The sequence below is a fragment of the Sediminibacterium sp. genome (assembly GCF_051860225.1).
Lineage (GTDB): Bacteria > Bacteroidota > Bacteroidia > Chitinophagales > Chitinophagaceae > Sediminibacterium.
Genome location: NZ_JBHYEI010000001.1, coordinates 473,650 through 497,227 on the forward strand (window position 1 = coordinate 473,650; position 23,578 = coordinate 497,227).

The 23,578-nt window shown below is 36.3% G+C and carries 24 protein-coding genes; 17 read left to right on the forward strand and 7 right to left on the reverse strand.

The window, feature by feature from the left end; all coding sequences use genetic code 11:
* Window positions 1-18: 18 nt before the first annotated feature.
* Window positions 19-1,833, reverse strand: a complete 1,815-nt coding sequence (typA, locus tag ACTIEI_RS01970; RefSeq protein ID WP_304761323.1) for a translational GTPase TypA — start codon at window positions 1,831-1,833, stop codon at window positions 19-21.
* A gap of 168 nt (window positions 1,834-2,001) precedes the next feature.
* Between typA and ACTIEI_RS01975 the strand changes: the two genes are divergently transcribed.
* The 6 genes from ACTIEI_RS01975 (at window position 2,002) to ACTIEI_RS02000 (ending at window position 6,808) form a co-directional block, all read left to right on the forward strand.
* Window positions 2,002-2,373, forward strand: coding sequence for a DoxX family protein (locus ACTIEI_RS01975; protein WP_439504597.1), 372 nt, complete (start codon window positions 2,002-2,004; stop codon window positions 2,371-2,373).
* 9 nt (window positions 2,374-2,382) lie between these two features.
* The gene (locus ACTIEI_RS01980) at window positions 2,383-3,378 is read left to right on the forward strand and encodes an alpha/beta hydrolase (protein ID WP_439504598.1); all 996 of its coding nucleotides are present in this window, start codon (window positions 2,383-2,385) and stop codon (window positions 3,376-3,378) included.
* Between the two features lie 107 nt (window positions 3,379-3,485).
* A complete protein-coding gene (locus ACTIEI_RS01985) occupies window positions 3,486-4,142 on the forward strand; it encodes a hypothetical protein (RefSeq protein WP_439504599.1) in 657 nt (218 codons plus the stop codon).
* A gap of 17 nt (window positions 4,143-4,159) precedes the next feature.
* Window positions 4,160-4,765 carry a hypothetical protein gene (locus ACTIEI_RS01990; RefSeq protein ID WP_439504600.1) on the forward strand — a complete coding sequence of 202 codons (606 nt, stop codon included), beginning with the start codon at window positions 4,160-4,162 and terminating at the stop codon, window positions 4,763-4,765.
* Between the two features lie 63 nt (window positions 4,766-4,828).
* On the forward strand, window positions 4,829-5,878 hold the full coding sequence (locus tag ACTIEI_RS01995; RefSeq protein WP_439504601.1) for a 3-oxoacyl-ACP synthase III family protein: 1,050 nt from the start codon (window positions 4,829-4,831) through the stop codon (window positions 5,876-5,878).
* A 21-nt stretch (window positions 5,879-5,899) separates the two neighbouring features.
* Window positions 5,900-6,808 (forward strand): diacylglycerol/lipid kinase family protein, encoded by a 909-nt coding sequence (locus ACTIEI_RS02000; RefSeq protein WP_439504602.1) that lies wholly within the window; start codon window positions 5,900-5,902, stop codon window positions 6,806-6,808.
* Between the two features lie 14 nt (window positions 6,809-6,822).
* Here ACTIEI_RS02000 and ACTIEI_RS02005 read toward each other — a convergent pair whose 3' ends face one another.
* A complete protein-coding gene (locus ACTIEI_RS02005) occupies window positions 6,823-9,045 on the reverse strand; it encodes a hypothetical protein (RefSeq protein WP_439504603.1) in 2,223 nt (740 codons plus the stop codon).
* A 46-nt stretch (window positions 9,046-9,091) separates the two neighbouring features.
* Window positions 9,092-10,153 (reverse strand): COX15/CtaA family protein, encoded by a 1,062-nt coding sequence (locus ACTIEI_RS02010; protein WP_439504604.1) that lies wholly within the window; start codon window positions 10,151-10,153, stop codon window positions 9,092-9,094.
* Window positions 10,154-10,232: 79 nt separating this feature from the next.
* Here ACTIEI_RS02010 and ACTIEI_RS02015 point away from each other — a divergent pair, with 79 nt between their 5' ends.
* A complete protein-coding gene (locus ACTIEI_RS02015) occupies window positions 10,233-10,832 on the forward strand; it encodes a ribonuclease HII (RefSeq protein WP_439504605.1) in 600 nt (199 codons plus the stop codon).
* On the opposite strand, the gene ACTIEI_RS02020 is transcribed toward ACTIEI_RS02015, so the two are convergent.
* The gene (locus tag ACTIEI_RS02020; protein ID WP_439504606.1) at window positions 10,829-11,443 is read right to left on the reverse strand and encodes an L-threonylcarbamoyladenylate synthase; all 615 of its coding nucleotides are present in this window, start codon (window positions 11,441-11,443) and stop codon (window positions 10,829-10,831) included. The genes ACTIEI_RS02015 and ACTIEI_RS02020 overlap by 4 nt on opposite strands.
* 274 nt (window positions 11,444-11,717) lie before the next feature.
* Between ACTIEI_RS02020 and ACTIEI_RS02025 the strand changes: the two genes are divergently transcribed.
* Window positions 11,718-12,371, forward strand: coding sequence for a response regulator (locus ACTIEI_RS02025; protein ID WP_439504607.1), 654 nt, complete (start codon window positions 11,718-11,720; stop codon window positions 12,369-12,371).
* A gap of 1 nt (window position 12,372) precedes the next feature.
* Here ACTIEI_RS02025 and ACTIEI_RS02030 read toward each other — a convergent pair whose 3' ends face one another.
* A complete protein-coding gene (locus ACTIEI_RS02030; protein ID WP_439504608.1) occupies window positions 12,373-13,413 on the reverse strand; it encodes a 2-oxoacid:ferredoxin oxidoreductase subunit beta in 1,041 nt (346 codons plus the stop codon).
* Between the two features lie 3 nt (window positions 13,414-13,416).
* Window positions 13,417-13,761 (reverse strand): carboxymuconolactone decarboxylase family protein, encoded by a 345-nt coding sequence (locus tag ACTIEI_RS02035; RefSeq protein WP_324207284.1) that lies wholly within the window; start codon window positions 13,759-13,761, stop codon window positions 13,417-13,419.
* Between the two features lie 84 nt (window positions 13,762-13,845).
* Between ACTIEI_RS02035 and ACTIEI_RS02040 the strand changes: the two genes are divergently transcribed.
* Window positions 13,846-15,996, forward strand: coding sequence for a S9 family peptidase (locus ACTIEI_RS02040; protein WP_439504609.1), 2,151 nt, complete (start codon window positions 13,846-13,848; stop codon window positions 15,994-15,996).
* A 38-nt stretch (window positions 15,997-16,034) separates the two neighbouring features.
* Here the strand turns inward: ACTIEI_RS02040 and serS are convergent, their stop codons facing one another.
* Window positions 16,035-17,303 carry a serine--tRNA ligase gene (gene serS, locus ACTIEI_RS02045; RefSeq protein WP_439504610.1) on the reverse strand — a complete coding sequence of 423 codons (1,269 nt, stop codon included), beginning with the start codon at window positions 17,301-17,303 and terminating at the stop codon, window positions 16,035-16,037.
* A gap of 72 nt (window positions 17,304-17,375) precedes the next feature.
* Between serS and ACTIEI_RS02050 the strand changes: the two genes are divergently transcribed.
* The 8 genes from ACTIEI_RS02050 (at window position 17,376) to ACTIEI_RS02085 (ending at window position 23,560) form a co-directional block, all read left to right on the forward strand.
* Window positions 17,376-17,720 carry a hypothetical protein gene (locus ACTIEI_RS02050; protein WP_439504611.1) on the forward strand — a complete coding sequence of 115 codons (345 nt, stop codon included), beginning with the start codon at window positions 17,376-17,378 and terminating at the stop codon, window positions 17,718-17,720.
* A 74-nt stretch (window positions 17,721-17,794) separates the two neighbouring features.
* Complete coding sequence (gcvH, locus tag ACTIEI_RS02055) at window positions 17,795-18,172, forward strand: glycine cleavage system protein GcvH (RefSeq protein WP_439504612.1); 378 nt, start codon at window positions 17,795-17,797, stop codon at window positions 18,170-18,172.
* A 27-nt stretch (window positions 18,173-18,199) separates the two neighbouring features.
* Window positions 18,200-18,742, forward strand: a complete 543-nt coding sequence (locus ACTIEI_RS02060; protein WP_439504613.1) for an RNA polymerase sigma factor — start codon at window positions 18,200-18,202, stop codon at window positions 18,740-18,742.
* The gene (locus tag ACTIEI_RS02065) at window positions 18,739-19,569 is read left to right on the forward strand and encodes an anti-sigma factor (RefSeq protein WP_439504614.1); all 831 of its coding nucleotides are present in this window, start codon (window positions 18,739-18,741) and stop codon (window positions 19,567-19,569) included. The genes ACTIEI_RS02060 and ACTIEI_RS02065 overlap by 4 nt, the downstream gene beginning before the upstream one ends.
* A gap of 56 nt (window positions 19,570-19,625) precedes the next feature.
* Window positions 19,626-21,398, forward strand: a complete 1,773-nt coding sequence (locus tag ACTIEI_RS02070) for an ATP-binding protein (protein WP_439504615.1) — start codon at window positions 19,626-19,628, stop codon at window positions 21,396-21,398.
* Window positions 21,358-21,753, forward strand: a complete 396-nt coding sequence (locus ACTIEI_RS02075) for a VanZ family protein (RefSeq protein WP_439504616.1) — start codon at window positions 21,358-21,360, stop codon at window positions 21,751-21,753. Before ACTIEI_RS02070 ends, ACTIEI_RS02075 begins: the two co-directional genes overlap by 41 nt.
* Window positions 21,754-22,035: 282 nt before the next feature.
* The gene (locus ACTIEI_RS02080; RefSeq protein WP_439504617.1) at window positions 22,036-23,067 is read left to right on the forward strand and encodes a radical SAM/SPASM domain-containing protein; all 1,032 of its coding nucleotides are present in this window, start codon (window positions 22,036-22,038) and stop codon (window positions 23,065-23,067) included.
* A 28-nt stretch (window positions 23,068-23,095) separates the two neighbouring features.
* Complete coding sequence (locus ACTIEI_RS02085; RefSeq protein ID WP_439504618.1) at window positions 23,096-23,560, forward strand: MarR family winged helix-turn-helix transcriptional regulator; 465 nt, start codon at window positions 23,096-23,098, stop codon at window positions 23,558-23,560.
* The last annotated feature ends 18 nt before the right edge of the window (window positions 23,561-23,578 follow it).

The following is a 23,578-nucleotide window of genomic DNA, read 5'->3' on the forward strand; positions in this document are numbered from 1 at the left end:
TATTGTAACAATAAGTAATTATCCTACTGCTTCAGATTTCATGCTCTTAGAAACTTTAGAACGTTCGTTTTCATCTAAAATAGATTTACGCATACGAATATTCTTAGGGGTTACTTCAATACACTCATCTTGCTGAATATATTCCATACACTCTTCTAATGTGAACTGCAATTTTGGAACAATTCTAACTGCATCATCACTTCCGCTTGCACGGTGGTTCGTCAGTTTTTTCATTTCCACTGCATTCACATTTAAATCTCCTGGCTTAATATGTTCTGCAATAATTTGGCCTACATATACTTCATCTCCTGGATCTACAAAGAAAGATCCGCGATCTTGTAATTTATCAATTGAATAGGCAGTAGTTACTCCTTGGAACTTCGCAATTAATACACCATTGCTTCTTCCAGGGATTGGTCCTTTCCATGGTTTGTAATCAATAAAGCGGTGCGCCATTACTGCTTCACCTGCTGTACCGGTTAACATCTGAGATCTAAGACCAATCAACCCTCTTGAAGGAATTTCAAATTCAAGGTGTTGCATTTCGCCTTTCGATTCCATGATTTGCATTTCACCCTTACGCTGGGTTACTAAGTCAATTACTTTACCACTGTATTCGGATGGAACATCTACCACTAGGTTCTCATAAGGCTCGTGTTTTTTACCATCAATGGTTTTAACCAATACCTGAGGATTACCTACCGTTAATTCATATCCTTCTCTACGCATGGTTTCTACCAATACGCCTAAGTGTAAAATACCTCTACCAAAAACTAAGAAGCTATCTGCACTGTCTGTATCTTCTACTCTTAATGCCAAGTTCTTTTCGGTTTCTTTCATCAAACGATCACGCAAGTGACGTGATGTAACAAACTTACCATCTCTACCAAAGAAAGGAGAGTTGTTAATGCTGAATGTCATACTCATGGTAGGCTCATCCACACTAATAATTGGTAAACCTTCAGGGTTTTCCAAATCAGCAATAGTATCTCCAATATTGAACTCTTCCAATCCTACTACGGCACAAAGATCTCCAGATAATACTTCTGTTACCTTACGCTTGCCCATTCCTTCGAACACATACAATTCTTTTACTTTCATTCTTTTGAAAGTACCATCTGCTTGTACCAATGCAATTTGTTGTCCTTCTTTAATAGAACCTCTGGTTACTTTACCAATCGCAATTCTACCTAAGAAGGAAGAATAATCCAATGAAGTAATTTGTAACTGAAGCGTCCCTTCGTTTACTTTAGGAGCTGGTACATATTTAATGATACCATCCATTAAAGGGAAGATATCTTCTGTTTGTGTTAAGCTATCATTGAACCAACCGTTCTTTCCACTACCATAAAAAGTAGGAAAATTTAATTGCTCTTCTGTTGCATCTAAGTTGAAGAATAATTCAAAAACCGCATCGTGAACCTCGTCTGGTCTACAATTGGGTTTATCCACTTTATTAATCACCACAATAGGATGCAAGTTCAATTGCAATGCTTTCTGCAATACAAAACGAGTTTGAGGCATTGGTCCTTCAAAAGCATCCACCAACAAAATAACCCCATCGGCCATTTTCAATACGCGTTCTACTTCACCACCAAAATCACTGTGGCCCGGAGTATCAATTACATTGATTTTATAGTTATTGTAGGTAACTGCAGCGTTTTTACTAAAGATGGTGATTCCACGCTCTCTTTCTAAATCGTTGCTGTCCATGATTAACTCACCAGCATCCTGGTTGTCTCTAAATACTTTAGTGGCACCTAAAATTCGGTCTACTAAAGTTGTTTTGCCATGGTCAACGTGTGCGATGATGGCAATGTTTCTTATTTCCATTATTGTGTATTTGACTCAGTATCAATCAATTAGATGATTCATACTGTTTATTTGAGCGGCAAAGGTACGGCTTTAACGTGGGGCAGCAAGTAAATAAGGGTCATTATTCTGTTAACTATGCTATGGTGGATGCACAATAAACCCTAATTTTATTTGAACGATAGGCCAATGAAATTGATTTTGTTGATTATAATGGTTGTTTTTTACCTCTTTGCGGGGAGCTATCATTTTATTAATCCAAGCTTTTATACCCCTTTATTTCCACCGTATCTGGCCAAGTGGGCGCATACATTAAATATATTGGCTGGCATTGCCGAAATAGTATTGGCCATTGGTTTATGCTTTTCAGCTACCCGAAACTGGGCTATTTATGGAATCATTGCCATGCTGATTGCATTTATTCCAGCACATATTTATATGATTCAATTGGGGAACTTTAAAATAGGTAGTTTTCAAATGACTCCAATGATTGGATGGGTTCGACTATTGGTTTTACAACCTCTTCTAATGGCTTGGGCCTGGTATCTTAAAAATATTTAATTCAATTTTATGCGCATATTAAAATGGTTAATGGGAATTGTTCTGGTATTAGGCATCATTTATTTTGTTGGCCCCAATCCGTCAACACCGGTTTATACTTCAACCCTTCCGACTATTCCAAGCAACCCTGCTGAATTGGAGGCTTCAATCCACTCAAACGAAAAAAAGCATAACACCCGACCCAATAATGAAGCAAGAATTGTTTGGGCCAACGATAGTGTAAAACAGAAAACACCTTATGCAATTGTTTATTTACATGGATTTAGTGCCAGCCAAGAAGAGGGCAATCCAGTGCATCAAAACATCGCAAAGCAATTTGGTTGCAATTTGTATTTAGCACGTTTGTCTGAGCATGGCATTGACACTACTGATGCGCTGATTAATATGACAGCTGAAACTTTATTTGAGTCTGCAAAAGAGGCTTATGCGATTGGCAAACAATTGGGTGAAAAAGTGATTTTAATGGGCACTTCAACTGGCGGTACATTGGCGTTACAATTGGCAGCAATGTATCCAGAAATTGCTGGCTTGGTTTTATATTCTCCTAATATTGCCATTAAAGACCCGAATGCTTGGCTATTGAATAACCCATGGGGATTACAGATTGCGCGGTTGGTAAAAGGCTCCAATTATATGGGCGTTACCAAAGACAACCCGCTTTACCCTCAATATTGGAATACCAAGTATCGCTTAGAAGCCACTGTACAATTAGAAGAATTACTAGAGACTACCATGACCAAGGAAAATTTTGCAAAAGTGAATCAACCTTTGTTGGTCTTGTATTATTTTAAAAATGAACAAGAACAAGACCCAGTGGTTAGTGTAGACGCTATGAAAAAAATGTTTGCAGAAGTAGGCACTGCTGCTGAAAAGAAAAGAATGATTCCCGTTCCTAACTCAGGAAACCATGTAATGGCTTCTCCTATTCAATCAAAAGATATCATTTCAGTAGAAAAAGAAACAGCTGCATTTCTAAATCAGGTATTACAATTGGGTAAGAATTAAATATAGCTGTTGCAGATAAATAGGGCGGTGATTTATGTAATTTTTAATACCGGCAATAAATCATGATTGAAATTATTTTTTAGATTTAAATAATTCAATAGCCGTCTATGGGGATTATTTCCAAGATAAAAAACAACGCATTAATTTTATTACTCCTGTTTTTTATTTTGACCTCGGTTTCAGTAACTGCACAAATAAATAAACTCAACAGTTTAATAATTGATTCAACAGATTACAACTTTAATAAACCAATCATTTTTAGAGCAGGAATACATTTCCCATTTGGTTTTCAACCTTTTATTTCGGGCGAAGTAAAATTATTGAAGCGGTTGACTCTAAATATTCAAATGGGTACTTCAATTGATGATGGAGATCCTCCATGGAATGTAACCGATCCTGCAGAATTAGCAGATAGCGATAAGATAGGCTTTTCTGGATTTATATCTCCAGAGTTAAGGTATTTTTATAGGCCAACTCCAAGAATGCGAAAAACGCATGCACCCTTATTTGGCTTTTCAGGGGCATATATTGCATTAAAATATTTTGCTAGTACCCCATCTAGTAAAATCAACAGTGCAGTAAATTATACTTATGAAAATGTTAGTGCCTGGCAGATAAACGTTGGAGGTCAAATTCAATGGAATCGTCATTGCTTTGCAGGAATTTACGCAGGAAAAGTTCTCAGCAAGCATCCAATCAAAGATGGCTTAGTTACCAAAATACCACTGTTACAATTTGGTCTTACAGTGGGGTATGTTTTTTAAAATCAACAACTAAACAAATGAAAAAAATTATACTCATAATATGTTTAAGTGTAATAGCAACTAATAGCCTAAACAGTCAAATAATTCCCAAAAATAGAGCACTACCAAAGCAACATTCACCCATTATTAGGGCTAATCTACTTGCACCTATTGGTTTTCATTTGTTCGGTTCGGCTGAAATCACCATTTTACCCAAACTTACAATAATGCCGCAGGTAGGGCTAGTTTCTGCATTTGGTTTTACCAAAGAAAGCAATGATCCGGCGTTAAGCAATAGCAGTACAGTTGGTTTTTTTGGAGTAGAATTAAGAAGATATGTAAACTTATACCATCGGTACAAGAAAAAGAAAAATATAAACAATTACTCGGGCAACTATTTTGCTTTAAAATATTTTGCATCTACACCACCTTTTGCAAAAAGCAATCAATCTACTAATTTTGAGAATATCAGAAGTATCCAGGTGCATTATGGTTTCCAAAGGGAAATAAATAAACGTTTTTTTTGGGGTGGTAATATTGGGTTAGCAGTGGATGATATTCGTATCAGAAGCAGTCAAAATAGCAATATTGGCGGTCTATTCCCACTTTTACAATTTGGTGTTTCGGTTGGGTATACTTTTTAAACAGCATGGTAGAGCTAACCATAAAAGTTCCTTACCTTCATCCCTTAACAAATTTGCTTGCATATGCCATTGAGTAAAATTGCCGGAATCGGCATGTATGTACCTGCTAATGTAGTTACGAATAATGATCTCACTAAATACATGGAAACCAATGACGAATGGATCCAAGAAAGAACAGGAATAAAAGAACGCAGATACGCTCATAGAACCGAAGAAACCACTACAACCATGGGAGTGGAAGCGGCTAAAATAGCTATTGAAAGAGCGGGCATCACAGCACAAGATATTGACTTCATCATTTTTGCTACACTTTCACCAGACTATTATTTTCCTGGTTGCGGTGTATTGGTTCAAAGAGCCATGCAAATGAAAGAAGTGGGTGCATTAGACATAAGAAATCAATGCAGCGGTTTTGTTTACGCATTAAGTGTAGCCGATCAATTTATTAAAACCGGGATGTATAAGAATATATTGGTGATTGGTAGCGAAAAGCATTCCTTTGGTTTAGATTTTTCAACTCGTGGAAGAAATGTGTCGGTGATTTTTGGAGATGGTGCGGGTGCAGTAGTAATGCAACCAACCGAAAAAGAGGGACAAGGAATTTTAAGTACGCATTTACATAGTGATGGAGAGTCTGCTGAAATTTTAGCCATGTACAATCCTGGTTCGCACGCCAATCATTGGGGCACCAAAGACTACGCCAGCTTTGACGACGCTGAAATTTCTCAAATGTTTATGAGTCATCAAATGATAGACAACGCGCAGAATTATCCTTATATGGACGGACCAGCTGTATTTAAAAAAGCAGTAGTAAAGTTTCCTGAAGTGATTATGGAATCATTACATAAAAATGGTTACGAATCAACAGATATAAATATGTTGATACCACATCAGGCCAATTTGCGCATCAGTCAATTTGTACAACAGAAATTAAAATTACAAGACCACCAGGTTTATAATAATATTATGAACTATGGTAACACAACAGCTGCATCTATTCCGATAGCACTTTGTGAAGCTTGGGAAAAAGGAATGATCAAAGAAGGAGACTTGGTATGCTTGGCTGCATTTGGTAGCGGGTTTACTTGGGCTAGTGCATTAATGAAATGGTAGCAATACCGAGGAGCGAATTCCATGACAAGAAAAATTATTTATTTAATCAATCCGATTTCTGGTACATCCAAAAAAGATAAAATCAGAGAACTAGTTGAAAAAATAACTACTGCAAAAGGTATTGAGTACCGTGTATTTCCTACCAATGCAACAGGTAATTATGAATTTCTAAGAGATCATATTGTAAAAGAAAAATTTACCGACGTAGTTATTTTAGGTGGTGATGGTACCGTAAACCAAGTTACTGGTGCATTAAGAGATACAGGCGTTCAGTTTGGAATTATACCTGTAGGATCAGGTAATGGCCTTGCACGTGCGGCTAGCATCCCTACTAGTATGAAAGCGGCTATAGAATTAATTTTTAATGGGTCTGCCGAAGAAGTTGATGCTTTTTCGGTAAATGGTGAATACGCTTGCATGTTAAGCGGTATGGGCTTTGACGCACAAGTGGCGCACGACTTTGCGCAAAAAACAACCCGTGGTTTATTTACCTACACACAGCAAAGTATTATCCAATTTTTTAAAGCCAACCCTTATCAATTTGAAATTGTATTAGATCATTTTTCATTTTTTACCGATGCCTTTTTTATTAGCATTGCCAATAGTAATCAATTTGGCAACAATGCTATTATAGCACCACAAGCTAGTTTATCGGATGGACTATTAGATATTGTGATTGTGCAAAAAATGAATAAGGCAAAACTACCCTTTGCCATTTTAAGACAGATGCGCGGAAACAATAAAGTGCAACAGTTGGTAGAAGATATGAGCTCAAAAAATATTCTCTATTTTCAAACCCCTGCACTAAAAATTAAAAATCCTAAACTAGCTCCCTTACATATAGATGGTGAGCCTAGGGATGCTGTAGAAGAATTGCAAGTAGAAATTATTCCAAAAGCATTTTTACTCATAAAGCCTAAGGGAAAATAAGATCAAATCATTTTTTACTGAATAAGTTTTTTTAATCGCTCAAACTCTTGTTGATTCAAAGGATTATTCACTGCTTTTGCTATATCACGTTTTTCTGCGGCAGTTAAATGAAAACTCAAACTTGCTGGTGCTTCTTTTTTGGAAGGGATGTATTGAAAAGAGAAACGATAAAAATTACTGCCATATGCTTTGTGCATATAATCCAATTGATCATGCTGGTAATAGTCTTGAATCTTGAACCAATTATTTTGAAGGATTAAAAAAGGTTTAGTTAAAAAACCAATCAAGGAATTACTTTCCAATGGCTTGTCCCAATCGCTTAAGCTTCTATCTCTTATTTGTATCAATACAACTTTAGCTGTATTTTCTTGAAGCCAATCTTTAAACACCGAAATAAATCTTAGTGCAGATTCTTGGCCATAATTATCCCTAAGTCCTGCATCCATCACATCAATAACTGGGCGGGTTGGTAACCATACATTGGGCAATACATAGGGGAATGTAGCATTCATTCTAAGCGCCGATAATAAATTAATATCTGCACTTTTTTGATGGTGTAAAAAACTATTGAAATCAATGGCATCAGGATCAAAAGATAGGATATTGGTCGTATCCGACACTGGTCGCATTAAAAATCGAACAGGCCTTGAAGCAATAATCATTTTCCGACCATCACGGGTAATCACTGAGTTAAAAAAAACAGAGGGAATAGTGGCAGCAGCTTCTGCCTGCTCATAATCACTGATTTTCTTTTGCATGATACCACCTGTATTCTCTCTTAATTTTTCTTCAAAAGCATAACCACGATCTTTTACATATTCAAACCCATTGGTCGTGAATTTTTGTGCAGGTCCTAACATATCTCTTGTTAGAAAAGAAGAAAACAGTGGGCTCAATAAATCTTTAGAAATATTATTTACATACTGCTTATCCTGTAAATTAATGGGATTCCCTTTTATTTTTTCATGATACAATTCTCTGAAGTAAACAGCCCCCAGCATTCCTCCTGATGCGCCATTGATTAAGAGTGTTTTTTTCATGAGTTGACCTTGCATCAAACTATCTAAATACTGCAGGGTATTCATCGTAAATGTGGCGCTTCTTGTTCCGCCACCACTGGTGTTAATAATGTATAGGATGGGTTTTTCTTGACCCTGTTGTGCCTTCCAATTATTGAGAATTTCTAAAAAAGCTGCCTTGTCTTTTTCTACTGAATCAATTGCCGCCAATTGCTGAATGGCTTCCTTGGTATATTCTGGCCTACCAGACCCTTTGGCATAATCTAATCCGTATGCTTTGTTTCTTGGATCAATGATATCATATTGGTATAAAACATTGGCTAAAAAATAGGCGGCTATAACAGCAACAAATGTATAAGAACGCAAAAACAATGAGAGTGCACCTGATACTGCAATTAATATTGCGAGTAATAGTGTAATGCTTGATGCTGCTGGTAGTTGAAACAATTTAGTATCGGAACTAAACCCAACTAAAATCAAAAAAACAAACGCAATCATGATGGCAATAATGGCTGCAAAATGATGACGGTTAAAAACAGCTTCTAAAAATTCAGGATTATAATGCTTTATATTTCTTGGTTTTCGCAGTTTGAAAGCTGCACTAAAAAACCAATCGACTCTTAAATCTTGTTTTAAATCGGGTGCTTTCTGTTTATCTGGAATTAAATCATATTGTTTATTGGCGTCTGTGATTGTTGCAGATATGGTGCTATAAATGGTTTTATCGGCACCAAAAAAATACAGAAAGGCAAATGCAATCGATAGGATAAAGCCGCCTGTATATCCCAATGCAAGCCCTATAAAATCGGATAGTAAAAATAATTCTTGATTAATGGTATACTGGTACGCTTCAACTAAATAAAATATTAAGAAGGTAAATGGAATAATCGCATTGTTGATGCAGTACTTTAAAAATGGTTGTGCAGTGGTAGCCAAAAATTGAATTCGTCCACTGTGTAAAATAAAAGTTGTGATGTTCCAGCTCATGATAAATACCCCAGAGGTAACACCAACTATTGCTGTACTTAAGGGGCTTATATTGCCAAAATATTCAGGTGCTAGAAAAAGAGAATAGGCTCCAAAAGTTTTCATGAAGCTTCCTCCTACTGTTGCAAATAAGATGTACCAGAAAAATAAAAAAATCTGGTACCTACGAAAATGCAGCAACAACAGTTGTACTGGAAAAGAAAACCAAATGCCTATCAGATATCGCTTCATTCACTTGTATAACTACATTGTCATTTTTTTATGTAGCTTTTTAAATTTAGCAAATTTTAGGCCGAACCAAAAATAAAATGGTTACTAAAGAAAGTAATAATAACATTCCTGTGAGCTGATGCAATTGCGCCATCCATTCAAAGCTTCCCCAAATACCAGGTACAATTGTACTACTTGTTAAAACTGAAGCAATACCTAATACTACTTGCAGCAATGTGAATATTAAAGGAAACTTAGCAGCACGTTGCAAAGTTGGTGTATTGGCTGCTTTAAATAATTTAATTGACCATAAAATCATTAACAATAAAATCAAATAAGCTAAACCTCTGTGTATAAAATGTATCAGTGTAGTATTGTCAATAAAATTTAATAAAAATGGTTGATGGCTAAACAAGTTTTCAGGAACCCACGCACCATTAATGGTAGGCCATGTTGCAGCAACGTTGGCTGCTTTGTGTCCTGCCATTAATGCCCCATATAATAATTGGAGTATCAATAATCCAATCAACAATATATTTTGCTGTCTGATGGGTTTACTCTCCATAATTTGATTTGTTGGCACCAATAGTTTTAGCGCAAACCAATAAGTATAACTTAATAAGCCCAATGCTAAAATAAAATGCAGCGCTAATCGAGTGGGCTTTACATAAACCGCATCACCTGTTAATCCACTCGCAACCATGATCCAACCCACTAATCCCTGTAATGCCCCTAAAAAAAACAGTACCAATAAAGAGCCGACCATTTCTTTTTTAAAAGATTTTTTTACCATAAACCATATAAATCCAAAAGCAAAAACCAACCCTATTAAACGGGCCCATAAACGATGAAACCACTCCCAGAAAAAAATGAATTTGAAGTCATCTAATTGAAATTCAAAATTCAATAATTGAAACTGTGGAGTCTGTTTATATTTGGCAAATTCTGCTAACCAAGCTGCTTCATTTAATGGAGGCAATGTGCCGGTAATCACTTCCCATTGCGTGATAGATAATCCACTTCCGGTTAATCGAGTGATTCCTCCGAGTGCTATTTGAATAATGGTCATTCCCACACCTATCAGTAACCAAGTGGCTACTTGCTTATTTGAACGGTCTCCTACTATCATATCTCTTTCTTTTCAGCGTTTATACAAAGGTATAACACACAAACTTCGGAATTGATTGATGTTTAAGTAGTTTTACCAAATGTTACCCGCTTTTTATCAAGAAAATCAAGTTGAAGCTGGCTGCGATGAAGCTGGTAGAGGATGTTATGCTGGTCCTGTGTTTGCCGCTGCGGTTATTTTACCCATTAACTTTAAACACCCTTTGTTAAATGATAGCAAACAAGTGGGTGCAAAGCAGCGAAAAGTGTTGAGAGAAGTAATTGAATCCAATGCTATTGCCTGGTCTGTGGCCAGTGTAGATGCAGAAGAAATTGATCGTATCAATATTTTAAAAGCCAGTTTTAAAGCCATGCATATGGCGATTGACCAACTAAAAGTAAAACCTGAATTTTTATTGATTGATGGAAATCGTTTCCCAGCATACAAAAAAATCCCCCATTTATGCATTGTAAAAGGAGATGGTAAATATGCTTCTATTGCGGCAGCTAGTATTCTAGCAAAAACCTACAGAGATGCATATATGGAAAAAATTCATGCTCAGTTTCCGCAATACGGTTGGAATAGTAATAAAGGATATGGCACCCTAGAACATCGGTTGGCTATTGAAGCCAATGGGCTTTGCCAACACCATAGAAGAAGTTTTAATATTAGCCCTACTCAAATGGAAATGCCTTTTTAACCGACTTCTTCCCAGGGGCCTGCGCCCAATCTTAACAACTCATAAGGATCTTTGGTGCAATCAATGATGGTAGAGGGTATCATCCCCCCATTACCCCCATGTATTACAATGTCTACGAGTTTTTCAAAATTTTCGTACATAATATCAGGATCGGTATACTCTTCTACCATTTCACCCGGAAGTGATGCAGACAATAATGGATGTCCTAGTTCTGACACAATGGTTCTAGCTATATTATTATCAGGTATCCTAAGACCGATGGTACTTTTTTTATTCTGTAGAATTTTAGGCACTTCTTTACTTGCAGGCAAAATGAATGTGTAAGGTCCTGGCAAATGACTTTTCAATAATCGATAGAGCGGTGTGTCGGTAGTTTTACAATACTTACTCAAATCGCTTAAATCATTACAAATAAAGCTGAGTTGAGCTTTTGCAGGATCTACTTGTTTAATTCTTGCAATTCTTTCTACTGCTTTTGGTTGAAATATATCACAACCCAATCCATAAATAGTATCGGTTGGATATATAATCACCCCTCCTGACAACAAACAGTCTATCACTGTTTTAATATGACGAGGATTTGGATTGTCTGGATGTATATGAAGCAGCATAGTCAAAGTTACTTAAAAAAGGAAGGCAGCTAATGCCGCCTTCTGTTTGTTTGTAACCCCTTGTTAAAAAATATCATCTTCATCAAATAGTCACTTTCAATAAAGATGAGCGGTAAAAATAAAATTCGGAGCCGGGGAATCTATACGAAAAACTATCATAAAAAAACCGTGATTTAACGGTATAAAAAAACGCATTGACAATAAATTATATTCATTTTTTTTTAGTTACTTCACTTCACTGTTTAGTAATACCCCCAGCTTACTAAAACGACATATGAAAAAAATTGCTTTGGTAGACGACCATGTCTTATTAAGAAATGGCCTGTCTATTATTATTGGAGAATTTGATGGATTTGAGGTATTATTTGAAGCCAGTAATGGGAATGAATTTATCGCTAAACTAGATCCTAATAATTTACCCGATTTGGTATTATTGGATATTTCAATGCCCATCATGAATGGCTATGAAACAGCCGAATGGATATACAATCATCATCCTTCCATTAAGATCATGGTATTGAGCATGTTGAACGATGAACGAACCATCATTAAAATGCTTAAATATGGAGCAATGGGATACATGACAAAAGACACCGATCCTAAAGAGTTGAATAGAGGCTTAAATGAACTGTACTACAAAGGAATTTATTTTAATCAATTACTTCGCTTTAACCTGGTTCAATCCATAAAAAATAAATTAGAGGAACCCAATGACGAGTATCAAGTTATGTTGAATTTGCCCGAAAGAGAAAAAGAATTCCTAAAATTGTTAGCAACCGATTTAACCTTAAAAGAAATTGCTGCTAAAATGAATCTTAGCCCTAGAACCATTGATGGGTATAGAGACAATTTGTTTGAGAAAGTGAAAACAACCAACCGAGTAGGGCTGGTATTATTTGCACTTCGCAATGAACTGATTCACTTATGATTTACTCTTTAATTTCCCAAACTTCTTTGCCGCGTAATAATTGATCCAAATTTCCTCTGCCTTTAGAAGCGATGGTTTCCTCAATTTGCATCGCCATCATGTCTTCATAACAAGGTCGTTCGGTTTCATAAAACACACCGAATGGTCTGGGGAATTGGAAATTGGATTGATGCGGATCATCAAACATTCTAATTAATGTTTGTGCTTTATAGAAATCTTTTTCGTCGTGAATCCAACAATCGTCTGCACTAAAATTTTCCCCTAACTCAACCACTTCTGGTTGCAAGCCATTCAAACGAATGCCCTTATTTTGATTGGCACCAAATACCAATGGCTTTCCTTGTTCTAAAAATAAATCGTGATCTGCCTTTGAAGATTTTTCGGTGAAAATTTCAAAAGCACCATCATTAAAAATATTACAGTTCTGATAAATTTCTAAAAACGAAGCACCCTTGTGTTGATGTGATCGAGTCAACAATGTTTGCAAGTGCTTAGGATCACGATCCATTGAACGAGCAATAAATGTAGCATCTGCACCCATCGCCAATGCCAATGGATTAAATGGATGATCAATACTACCAAATGGCGTACTCTTGGTAATTTTATTGGTTTCAGAAGTAGGTGAATATTGTCCTTTTGTTAAACCATAAATCTGGTTATTGAACAACATAATATTGACATCGAAATTTCTTCTGAGTAAATGAATGGTATGATTGCCTCCAATACTTAATCCATCTCCATCCCCTGTAACAATCCATACACTTAATTCTGGTCTGGTTGCTTTTAGTCCACTCGCCACTGCTGTTGCCCTTCCATGAATACTGTGCATGCCAAATGTATTCATATAATAAGGGAAACGGCTGCTACAACCAATTCCACTGATGATTACAATATTTTCTTTGGGCACTCCAATGCCTGGCATGATCTTTTGAACCTGTGCTAATATAGAATAATCGCCACAACCCGGGCACCAACGAACTTCCTGATCAGTTGCAAAATCTTTTGCAGTTAAAGTAGGTGCTGCTATTGTTTCAGTAGCCATAATTTATTGTTTAATTAATTCTTCCCAATATTCTGCTGCTCTTCTGGTATGAGGAATTACAATGGTTCCACCCACAATGTTGGCTACTGCAAAAATTTCATACATTTCTTCTGTAGTTACGCCCAATTCAAAGCTTTTGCCCAAATGGTATTTAATACAATCATCACAACGCAAAACCATACTAGCTACCAAGCCCAACATTTCTTTGGTTTTTTTATCCAATGCACCTTCATCGTAGGTATTGGTATCTAAGTTCCAAAGGCGCTTCATCACTAAATTATTCTTACTCAGAATCACTTCATTCATTCGCTCTCTATAGCTATTGAATTCATTCACCATTTCGCTCATATATCGGTAATTGTGCTGCAAAAATACAATAGCAATGCTTAGCCAAACCAAATTCTTTGTATTTTAAGGCTCAAATACTGTCGAATGAAGAAATTTTTACTGTTCATTTTCCTAATGCCTTTAATGGTTTTAGCACAGCAAACTGCTGATTTGGTTAAAATAACCGATATGTACAAAATGAAACAAATGAGTGCCCTTAGTTTAAGCCCTGATGGTAAACAAGCGGTGTTTGTGTTAAACAGTATTGAACCCGAAGGCAATAGTAAGTGGGAATATAAATACACCAATCAATTGTATTTAGTAGCAGCAGATGGTTCTTCAGCTCCTAGAGCATTAACTTTTAAGGAAAATGCCAGCCAACCAGTTTGGAGCCCCGATGGTAAAAAAATTGCTTTCGTAAGAGCAGTAGACGGCAAGCCACAAATCTTTTTTTTATCATTAGAGGGAGGTGAGCCGGTTCAAATCACCAAGTTCCGCTATGGAGCCAGCAGTCCTCAGTTTAGCCCTGATGGAAGCCAGCTATTGTTTAGTGCTTCTGTTTCTTTAGCAGATTTATTAAAAGACAAAGAACTCAACCCAACTGCAGCGGTTCCAAAATGGCCAGCAGAGAAACCTGGGTTTGAACAGAATCAATTCCTCCAACCCAATAAAGCCTTACCCAATCCAGATGGTACAACAGAAGAAATAAGGGCCTATTTAGATTTGAATGTGGCGGAGAGAAAAGCCAAAGTAATCAACAAATTAAATTTTCAGGAAGAAGCTTCCACATCGGGCGACCAGTCTTTTTCGCATTTATTTATGGTTGCTGCTGAAGCAGGATCAACACCTAAAGCCCTTACACAAGGCTTTCATCGTTTTGGGGGAGCTAGTTTTACACCCGATGGCAAACAAATTGTATTTACCGGAAATAACGATAATACACAACATCCTGATCGTGCATTAGAAAGCCAAGTATTCATCGTAAATGCAGATGGATCTGGTATGAAACAATTACTAGGTGCTGTAGGTAAATCGTATTCAAGCCCATCCGTTTCTCCATCCGGAAAATGGCTGGCAGTTCAAGTTGGTACAGTGTCTTTTGTGAATGTGCCTGAATTAGCGGTAATGCCTTTGAACGGAACAGCAGCTGATTTAGTGATGCTCCCTTTTGATAGAAATAAGGGTGGACTTACTTGGAGCAAAGATGAACAGCATATTTATTTTACTGCACAGAGCAATGGTGGCGCACCTATTTATCGCATCAATGTAAAAACAAAAAAATCAGAACAGTTAACTTCTTTAGATGAAGGCATTTCTAGTTTTTCTATGAAAGCAGATAAGCTGGTTTATGTAAAGACAGCTGTAGCCAATCCATTTGAATTATACACGACTGATGTGAATGGTAAAAACGAAAAACGCATCAGCAATTTCAACTACGATTGGGTGAGTAAAAAACAATTGAGTTTTCCAGAGAAAAGAACCTTCAAAAACGAGAAAGGATTAACGGTTGAATATTGGATCATGAAACCTACTAATTATGTAGCTGGCAAAAAATATCCAACTATTTTAAATATTCATGGAGGTCCTTCTGCTATGTGGGGACCTGGTGAAAGCTCTATGTGGCATGAGTTTCAGTATTATGCTGCCAAAGGTTATGCGGTAGTATATGGTAACCCTAGAGGTTCAGGCGGATATGGTGAAGAGTTCCTAAGAGCCAATGTAAATGATTGGGGTACAGGACCTACTTCAGATGTATTAACTTCTGTAGACTTAGCTGCAAAAGAAGGATTCATTGATACAGCTAGATTAGCAGTAACTGGTGGTTCTTATGCAGGTTATTTAGTAGCATGGATCATCAGCCACGACCAACGTTTTAAAGCAGCATGTGCGCAAAGAGGCGTTTACGATTTAGGTACTTTCTTTGGAGAAGGCAATGCATGGCGCTTAGTGCCTAATTATTTTGGCGGCTATCCTTGGGAAGAAAAAATCAGACCCACTTTATTTCGTGAATCCCCCATTAATTATGTAGATAAAATACATACCCCCTTTATCATTTTCCACGGAGAAAACGATTTAAGAACTGGGGTGATTCAAAGTGAAATGCTTTACAAAAGTTTAAAGGTCTTGGGCCGAACCGTAGAGTACGTAAGGCATCCAGGCGGTACACATGAGTTAACACGCACAGGCAATAATCGCCAACGCGTTGACCAAATGCTCAGAACGATTGAGTTTTTTGATCGGTTTATTAAACATTAAATTTAAAAGCCGACCCATTAAGTTGAGTCGGCTTTTAATTAAATCTTTGCAGCGCCAAAATAAGACTGCAATGCTGTAGGTATATTGATTCCTTCTGCGGTTTGGTTATTTTCTAATAAGCATGCCATGATTCTGGGCAATGCCAATGAACTACCGTTCAGGGTATGCACCAATTGGGTTTTACCATCTGCCCCTTTAAACCTGCATTTCATTCTGTTGGCTTGGTAGCTTTCGAAATTGCTGACACTGCTCACTTCTAACCAGCGTTCTTGTGCTGCACTGTATACTTCAAAATCATACGTGATGGCACTGGTAAAGCCCATATCACCGCCACATAAACGCAATATGCGATAAGGCAGTTCCAATGATTGTAATAATTTTTCTACATGCAACACCATATCTTCCAAAGTTTCATAACTCTTATCGGGGTGTACAATTTGAATGATTTCTACTTTTTCAAACTGGTGCAGTCTGTTTAATCCTCGCACGTCTTTTCCATAACTGCCCGCTTCTCTTCTAAAGCAAGGAGAATAAGCAGTCATTTTTACTGGAAAATCGCTTTCTTTTAATATGGTATCTCTGTACACATTGGTCACAGGCACTTCTGCTGTTGGAATCAAATAAAAATCATCTTCTGTTGCATGGTACATCTGCCCTTCTTTGTCGGGCAATTGTCCTGTAGCATAAGCAGAGTCTGCATTTACCATAAATGGCGGCAAGTATTCGGTATAGCCAGCCGCTGTGTTGAAATCTAAAAAATATTGAATCAATGAACGTTGCAATTTGGCGCCCTTACCTATATATACCGGGAATCCACTACCGGTAATTTTATTGCCCAATTCAAAATTGATCAAATTGTATTTAGTAGTGAGGTCCCAATGGGGAACGGAGCCCTCGGCTAGTGTTGGCATTGATCCCCCCGTTCTAACGACTTCATTTTCTTCTGGTGTTTTACCTTCGGGAACCATATCTGCTGGTAGGTTCGGCAGCTGAACCAATTGGTCGGCCAGTTCTTTTTCTAACTGTACCATTTTCTCTTTTAGCGGTTCAAGTGTTTGCTTCCAATTGGCTACATTTTGTTTAATGGCTTCTGCGCCTTCTTTATCTCCTTTAGCCATTAATTGCCCAATTTCTTTGGATGCCGCATTCACTTTGGCTTGTGTATCATCAAAAGCAGCTTGTACTTTCTTGCGCTCATCATCTATTTGGATAATAGCATCCACTAGTTCTGGTTGTTTAAAATGTTTTTTTGCCAGCTGTTGTTTTACCTTTTCTGGGGCTGCTTTTAATACACTTACCTGTAACATAATCTCGAATTTGCTGCAAATATACCTTATCAAGGTTGATGATGGCATGCCTTGATGGTTTACATTTGCAGTATGTTTATTACAGATGATTTGATGCAACGTTGGTGGGCTTTGGAAGCCAAATTATTGGAGCGTTTTGGCAAAAAGCCCGATTTAGAAGCAGTTTTGTTCTTGATTGGTTTGCAAGAAACTGGTTTTATGGCCGAAAAAATATCGAAGGAACAAAAACAAGACTTAATGCATGTAGCGGTTTGTACCGTGCTTGCCCAAAGTGGATATTATTTGGTAGAGGGAAAAGATGAAGAAGGTTGGCCCCATTTTGCCCAGTTAAAGCAATTGCCCGAAATGAGTCTTCCCGAACAAGAGAATTTTATTAAGGACCATGTGTTGCTTTATTTTGAGCAATCAGGTTTTTAAATACCTTTATGAAGTATAATTAATTGTATCCCTTCAATTTTTATTCAATATTTGCAAAATAAAAATACCGCTATATGAATTTTCCAGCAGAACTACGTTACACGAAAGACCACGAATGGATTAGTATTGAAGGCAATGTTGCTACTATTGGCATTACCGATTTTGCTCAACACGAATTGGGTGATATCGTTTATGTAGATATCAATACTGTGGGTAAAGAATTAGCTGCAGAAGAAGTTTTTGGTACGGTGGAAGCGGTTAAAACAGTAAGTGATTTGTTTTTACCATTAGCTGGTACAGTAACAGAAGTGAACGCATTGTTAGAAAAACAACCTGAATTAGTAAACACCGATCCTTATGGAGATGGCTGGATGATTAAAATGACGGTTACTGATCCGTCGAGCTTTGAAGGATTGATGACCAAAGATGCTTACGAAGCGTTAGTTGGTTAATCATTCTTCATTTCCTATTTTTTCTACTTGGAAAATAAACTACAATACAGTGAGTCTGAACTTGTTTTGCTATTAACTCAGCAGAATGAAGCTGCGTTTAGTTATTTGTACGATAACTATTCTGGTGCTTTGTTCGCGAGTATCCTTAGTATTGTAAACAATCAAGAAGCTGCTGCTGATACTTTGCAGGAAGTATTTATTAAAATTTTTCGGCAAATTCAGTCCTATGATAGCAGTAAAGGTCGATTATATACTTGGATGTTGAATATTGCCCGTAATGCTGCCATTGATACTACTAGAAGTAAAGGCTTTCAAAAAACCCAACAAAACCAAGAGCTCTCTGAAAACGTATATGATTTAAGTGGTAGTGCAGAAATCAAAACGGATGATATTGGTTTAAAAAAACTAGTTCATAGTCTAAGGCCTGAATGGAAGGTTTTGGTTGAATTAGCTTATTTTGAAGGGTATACCCAAGACGAGATTTCCAAAATGCTTAATATACCCTTGGGTACAATAAAAACGAGGCTGAGGGCGGCTTTAAAAGAATTGCATAAATTAATTAAAGAGTGAATACACAGGAATACATACAAAATGGAATAATTGAAAGCTATGTTTTAGGCATGGCTAGCTCGGCTGAAGCAGCTGAGTTGGAACAATTATGTCTGCGGTATCCTGAAATAAAGCAAGCTTTAACTGATTTTGAACTGGCCTTGGAAGCCAAAGCATTGTCGAATGCAGTAGCACCTCCCCCTCAATTAAAACAACAAATTTTTTCCGCTTTACAATCAGAATTTGTTGACGAAAAAAATAATAATGCTGAAAATAGTAAAGCATTAATTACTCCATTGAATGAAACACCGGTAGTTAAAATAAATCAGACAAGCCGATTCCTAGCTGCAGCATCAATCATTCTTTTGGTAATTAGCGGGGGAATGAATATTTATTTTTATAGTAAATTCAAGGAAACGACCCTACAATACCAGGCACTTGTTTTAGAGAAAAATACTTTGCAAGCCAATAACCAAATCATGCAAACCAAAAGTTTGGATTTGTATAATAGCATGCAAATGATGACATCCCCACATATGCTAAAAGTATCTATGCCCGGTATAGCAGGTAAGGAGGCAAACTATGCTACCGTTTTTTGGGATATGGACACCAAAGATGTTTATATTTTACCAAATAAACTACCACTGCCTGCCAATGGAAAACAATACCAACTTTGGGCCATAGTAGATGGAAAACCTGTTGATGCAGGAGTTATTAATGATTGCGCAGGCCTTTGCAAAATGAAAAATATTCCCTCTGCTTCTATGTTTGCTATTACCCTCGAAAAATCGGGTGGTAGCGCAACTCCCACACTTTCAGAAATGTATGTTGCGGGTAAAGTTGGTTAGATTAGTAGGAGAGTGACGAAATACGGTTATCTTTATTCCGTATAATTATTATGACCTTGAATCAATTAAAAAAAATATTAGGCTTAAAGAAAGCGGTCATTTCGCTAGAGAATAAAATCTTTAATCTGGTTTCTTTTCTCGTATTCATTGCAATGATTATTAGCCTTGCTAGTAATATCATTTTAGAGAGAAATACCCTCTTGACAGGACTTATCCTTTGCCTTGCAATTATTTCCTTTTTTGTTTTTTATATTTCTCGATACAGAGAAAAGTTTGTTCCTGTAGGCGTAATTTATATTGTCTTTAGTTTAGTTTTTTTTATTCCTGTTTGGTTTAGTAACGGGGGAATTGAGGGAACTACTAAAACCGCTTATATCATGAGCGTGGTTGCGGCTATGATGATATTGCCAAAAAGATTTCATGTCCTATTTATCTCTATCGCAATTTTATTAATTATTGGATTATACCTAACTGAATTAGCACACCCAGAATGGTTATCACCATATCCTAACAAGGATATCATGAAAATTGATGTGTTAATTAGTACAACTTTATACTTGCTCATTATTGCCATTAGTGTCAGCTTATACAAGCGCACTTATGATATGGAACGAGATAATCTTATTAGAAAATCAATTGATTTAGAAGAATCCAGACAATATTTATCGGAAACAAAACAACAAGCAGAAGAAGCTACCAAGGCAAAATCAAGGTTCTTAGCCAATATGAGTCATGAAATAAGAACTCCTTTAAATGGAATTATTGGCACAATTGATTTATTACAACATACCACTTTAAGCAATGAACAAGAAGAACTAATGCATTCTTTACGGTCTAGTAGTACCCATTTATTAGAAATTGTGAATGATGTTTTAGATATTTCTAAAATTGAAGCAGATAAATTGGAGTTATTTGAAGGTCCTTGTAACTTACAAACTATCGTTCAACAGGTAACTTCAATCAGTTCCCCTAGAATTATTGCGCTCAAAAAAAATATAGCATTAACTGTTAACATCGAACCTGCTGTTGAGAAAGAAATTATAGCAGATGAAGGTAGAATTAAACAAGTTTTGATTAATTTAATAGGGAATGCTATAAAATTTACTGAGTCTGGAAGCATTAAGCTAGAAGTAAATGCCAATCATATTGATGATTCTTTACAAGAACTTAATTTTTCTGTAGCAGATACTGGCATGGGGATAAGCGAAGAAGACCTTAAAAACTTATTCATTCCTTTTACTCAAATTGATTCATCAGCTACCCGTAAACATAGTGGTACTGGTTTAGGTTTATCTATCTGTAGAAAAATTATAGAAGAAATGGGTGGAAGAATTTGGGTAAATAGTAAGCTTGGAGAGGGTTCAACTTTTAAGTTCATTTTACCCGTTCAGGTTAACCTTGCAAGAAAAAATCAGCAACAGTTAAATAGAATTACAGAAGAAAATAATAGTGTAGTAGAAATCAAACCCCTTAAAATTTTAGTTGCAGAAGACAATAATATGAATCAGTTATTGGCAACTAAAATGTTTAAAAAAATAGGATACATCATTGATATAGCAAATAATGGAAAAGAGGCTGTTGAAATGACGCTTCAAAACAATTATGATCTGGTATTTATGGATATTCATATGCCAGAAATGGATGGTATTGAAGCAACAGAAAAAATATTACATTCCGGAAGAAATAAAGTTCCGTTCATCATAGCAATGACAGCAAATGCAATTAAAGAGGCTGAAGCTGAGTACCTTGAACTTGGTATGAAAGACATTGTAACTAAACCATTCACCATTGAGCAGCTTAGAAAGGTCTTGGAAAAATGGGCTATTTAAACCTGTTTTATTCTGCCTGTTTTTTATTACAAGTTTTATATTGTTCACTTTACCTGCAAATAAAGTGCCACGCGTTTATTGGCTTGAAATACCCAATTTTGATAAGATAATCCACGCTGGAATATTTGCAGCCTTATGCATTTCTGCCTATTTATGGCTAAGTCACTTTTATCCTAAAGCTGAAAAAAAGATTGCAATTATTATTGTTCTGGTGATGGTAGCATATGGAATAGCAATAGAATTTATTCAAGCATCTTTTATTGAGGGTAGATCCTTTGAGGAATTAGATATTGCTGCAGACTTTACGGGCTGCGTCATTTTCTTACTTTGTAGACCTTTACTCAAACTGTTCTAATTGATTAATGTACAAGGGGCTAAAAAAAGTCAGCCCCTGTAGAAACAGGGGCCTCAACCAAAACTAACTGCTTATGAGAAAATTTAAACTATCTTATTTTCATTAACTAATCCAAACCGCGTGCCAATCTCTTATTTTATCTGTTAATGAATCTCTAATGATTCATTAAAATTATTTGATAACATTAAGTTACGCATGAACTTTGATAAATACAATTTTTCATTAAGTTAATTTTTTTAACATCTGTTTCATTAGCCTATTCTAAAAGACTAATTTTGAAAAATGCCCTATTTTAATTTAAATGATAGCCTGAACTTATTATCTAAACTAACCATAAGACGTTTTTGGAATGGGGTAAAAGTATATGCCAGTTTTAGGCTATCCAGAATTCTATCTAAGCCCATACAATGGGGAATGCCTATATCAATTTCCTTTGAACCTACTACATCTTGTAACTTAAGATGTCCTGAATGCCCAAGCGGTTTGAGGGAATTTACTCGCCCGACTGGAATGCTTCAAAAAGACTTTTTTCAGGAAACGATTGATGATATTGCCCCTGATTTACTTTATTTGATTTTTTATTTTCAAGGAGAACCTTACCTAAATCCTCAATTTTTAGAAATGGTCAAATATGCCCACGAAAAGGGCTTATATACGGCAACTTCAACTAATGCACACTATTTAACCGATGAAAAGGCAAAAAAAACAGTTGAAAGTGGTTTAGATCGTTTGATTATTTCAATTGATGGAACCTCTCAAGAGGTTTACCAACAATATAGGGTTGGTGGTAAATTAGATAAAGTAATAGAAGGTGCTAAAAATATTATTAAGTGGAAAAAGGAATTAAAAAGCAAGACCCCTTTTGTTTTCTTTCAATTTTTGGTGGTGAAACCAAATGAACACCAAATTGCAGAAATAAAGGATTTAGGTAAAGAAATTGGCGTAGACCAAGTAAGATTTAAAACTGCTCAGGTATACAATTATGAAGAAGATCCCAATGGTTTGATTCCGGTCAATAACAAATATAGTAGATATAAAAAGGGGAAAGATGGCAAAATGAAAGTCAAAAGTGGCCTAAAAAACTACTGTTGGAAGCTCTGGCACGCCAATGTGATTACTTGGGATGGATTGGTTGTTCCCTGCTGCTTTGATAAAGATGCTATGCACCAATTAGGTAACTTAAAAAGGCAAAGCTTTAAAGAAACTTGGAAAAATAGTAATTATCATCAATTTAGAACTGAACTACTAAATAGTAGAAAAAATATAGATATCTGTTCAAATTGCAGTGAAGGGCTTTCGGTGTGGGAAGATTAATGGGAATGTTTGTACATTCGTCCATACGATGCCTACTACTATGGGAATAGAAAAAGATATTCAGCAGGAAAACTTCAGAAGTATTTATCAGAAACTTTCCATTAATTTAATTTTTTCGAACAATTGGATTACAGAAAAAATAAAAGCTGTTCTACAAGAAGAAGATATTACACACCAACAATACAATATTTTGAGAATTTTAAGGGGGAGTAAAAAACCCTTAAGTACTTTGCAAATAAGGGCTCGCATGCTTGATAAAATGAGCGATACGAGTAGAATTGTAGAGAGACTAGTAAAAAAAGAATTGGTTGAAAAAAAGGTTTGTACTACCGATAAGCGTTTGGTAGATGTGATTATCTCTCCTGCCGGATTAGATGTCTTGAAAAGGTTAGATGAAAAAAATGAGGAATTAGATGCGATTCTTCAGAACCTCACACCCAAAGAAGCGGCACAATTAAGTGATTTATTAGACAAAATGAGAGTGAGCATTTAAAGAGATGACTTATCTTCA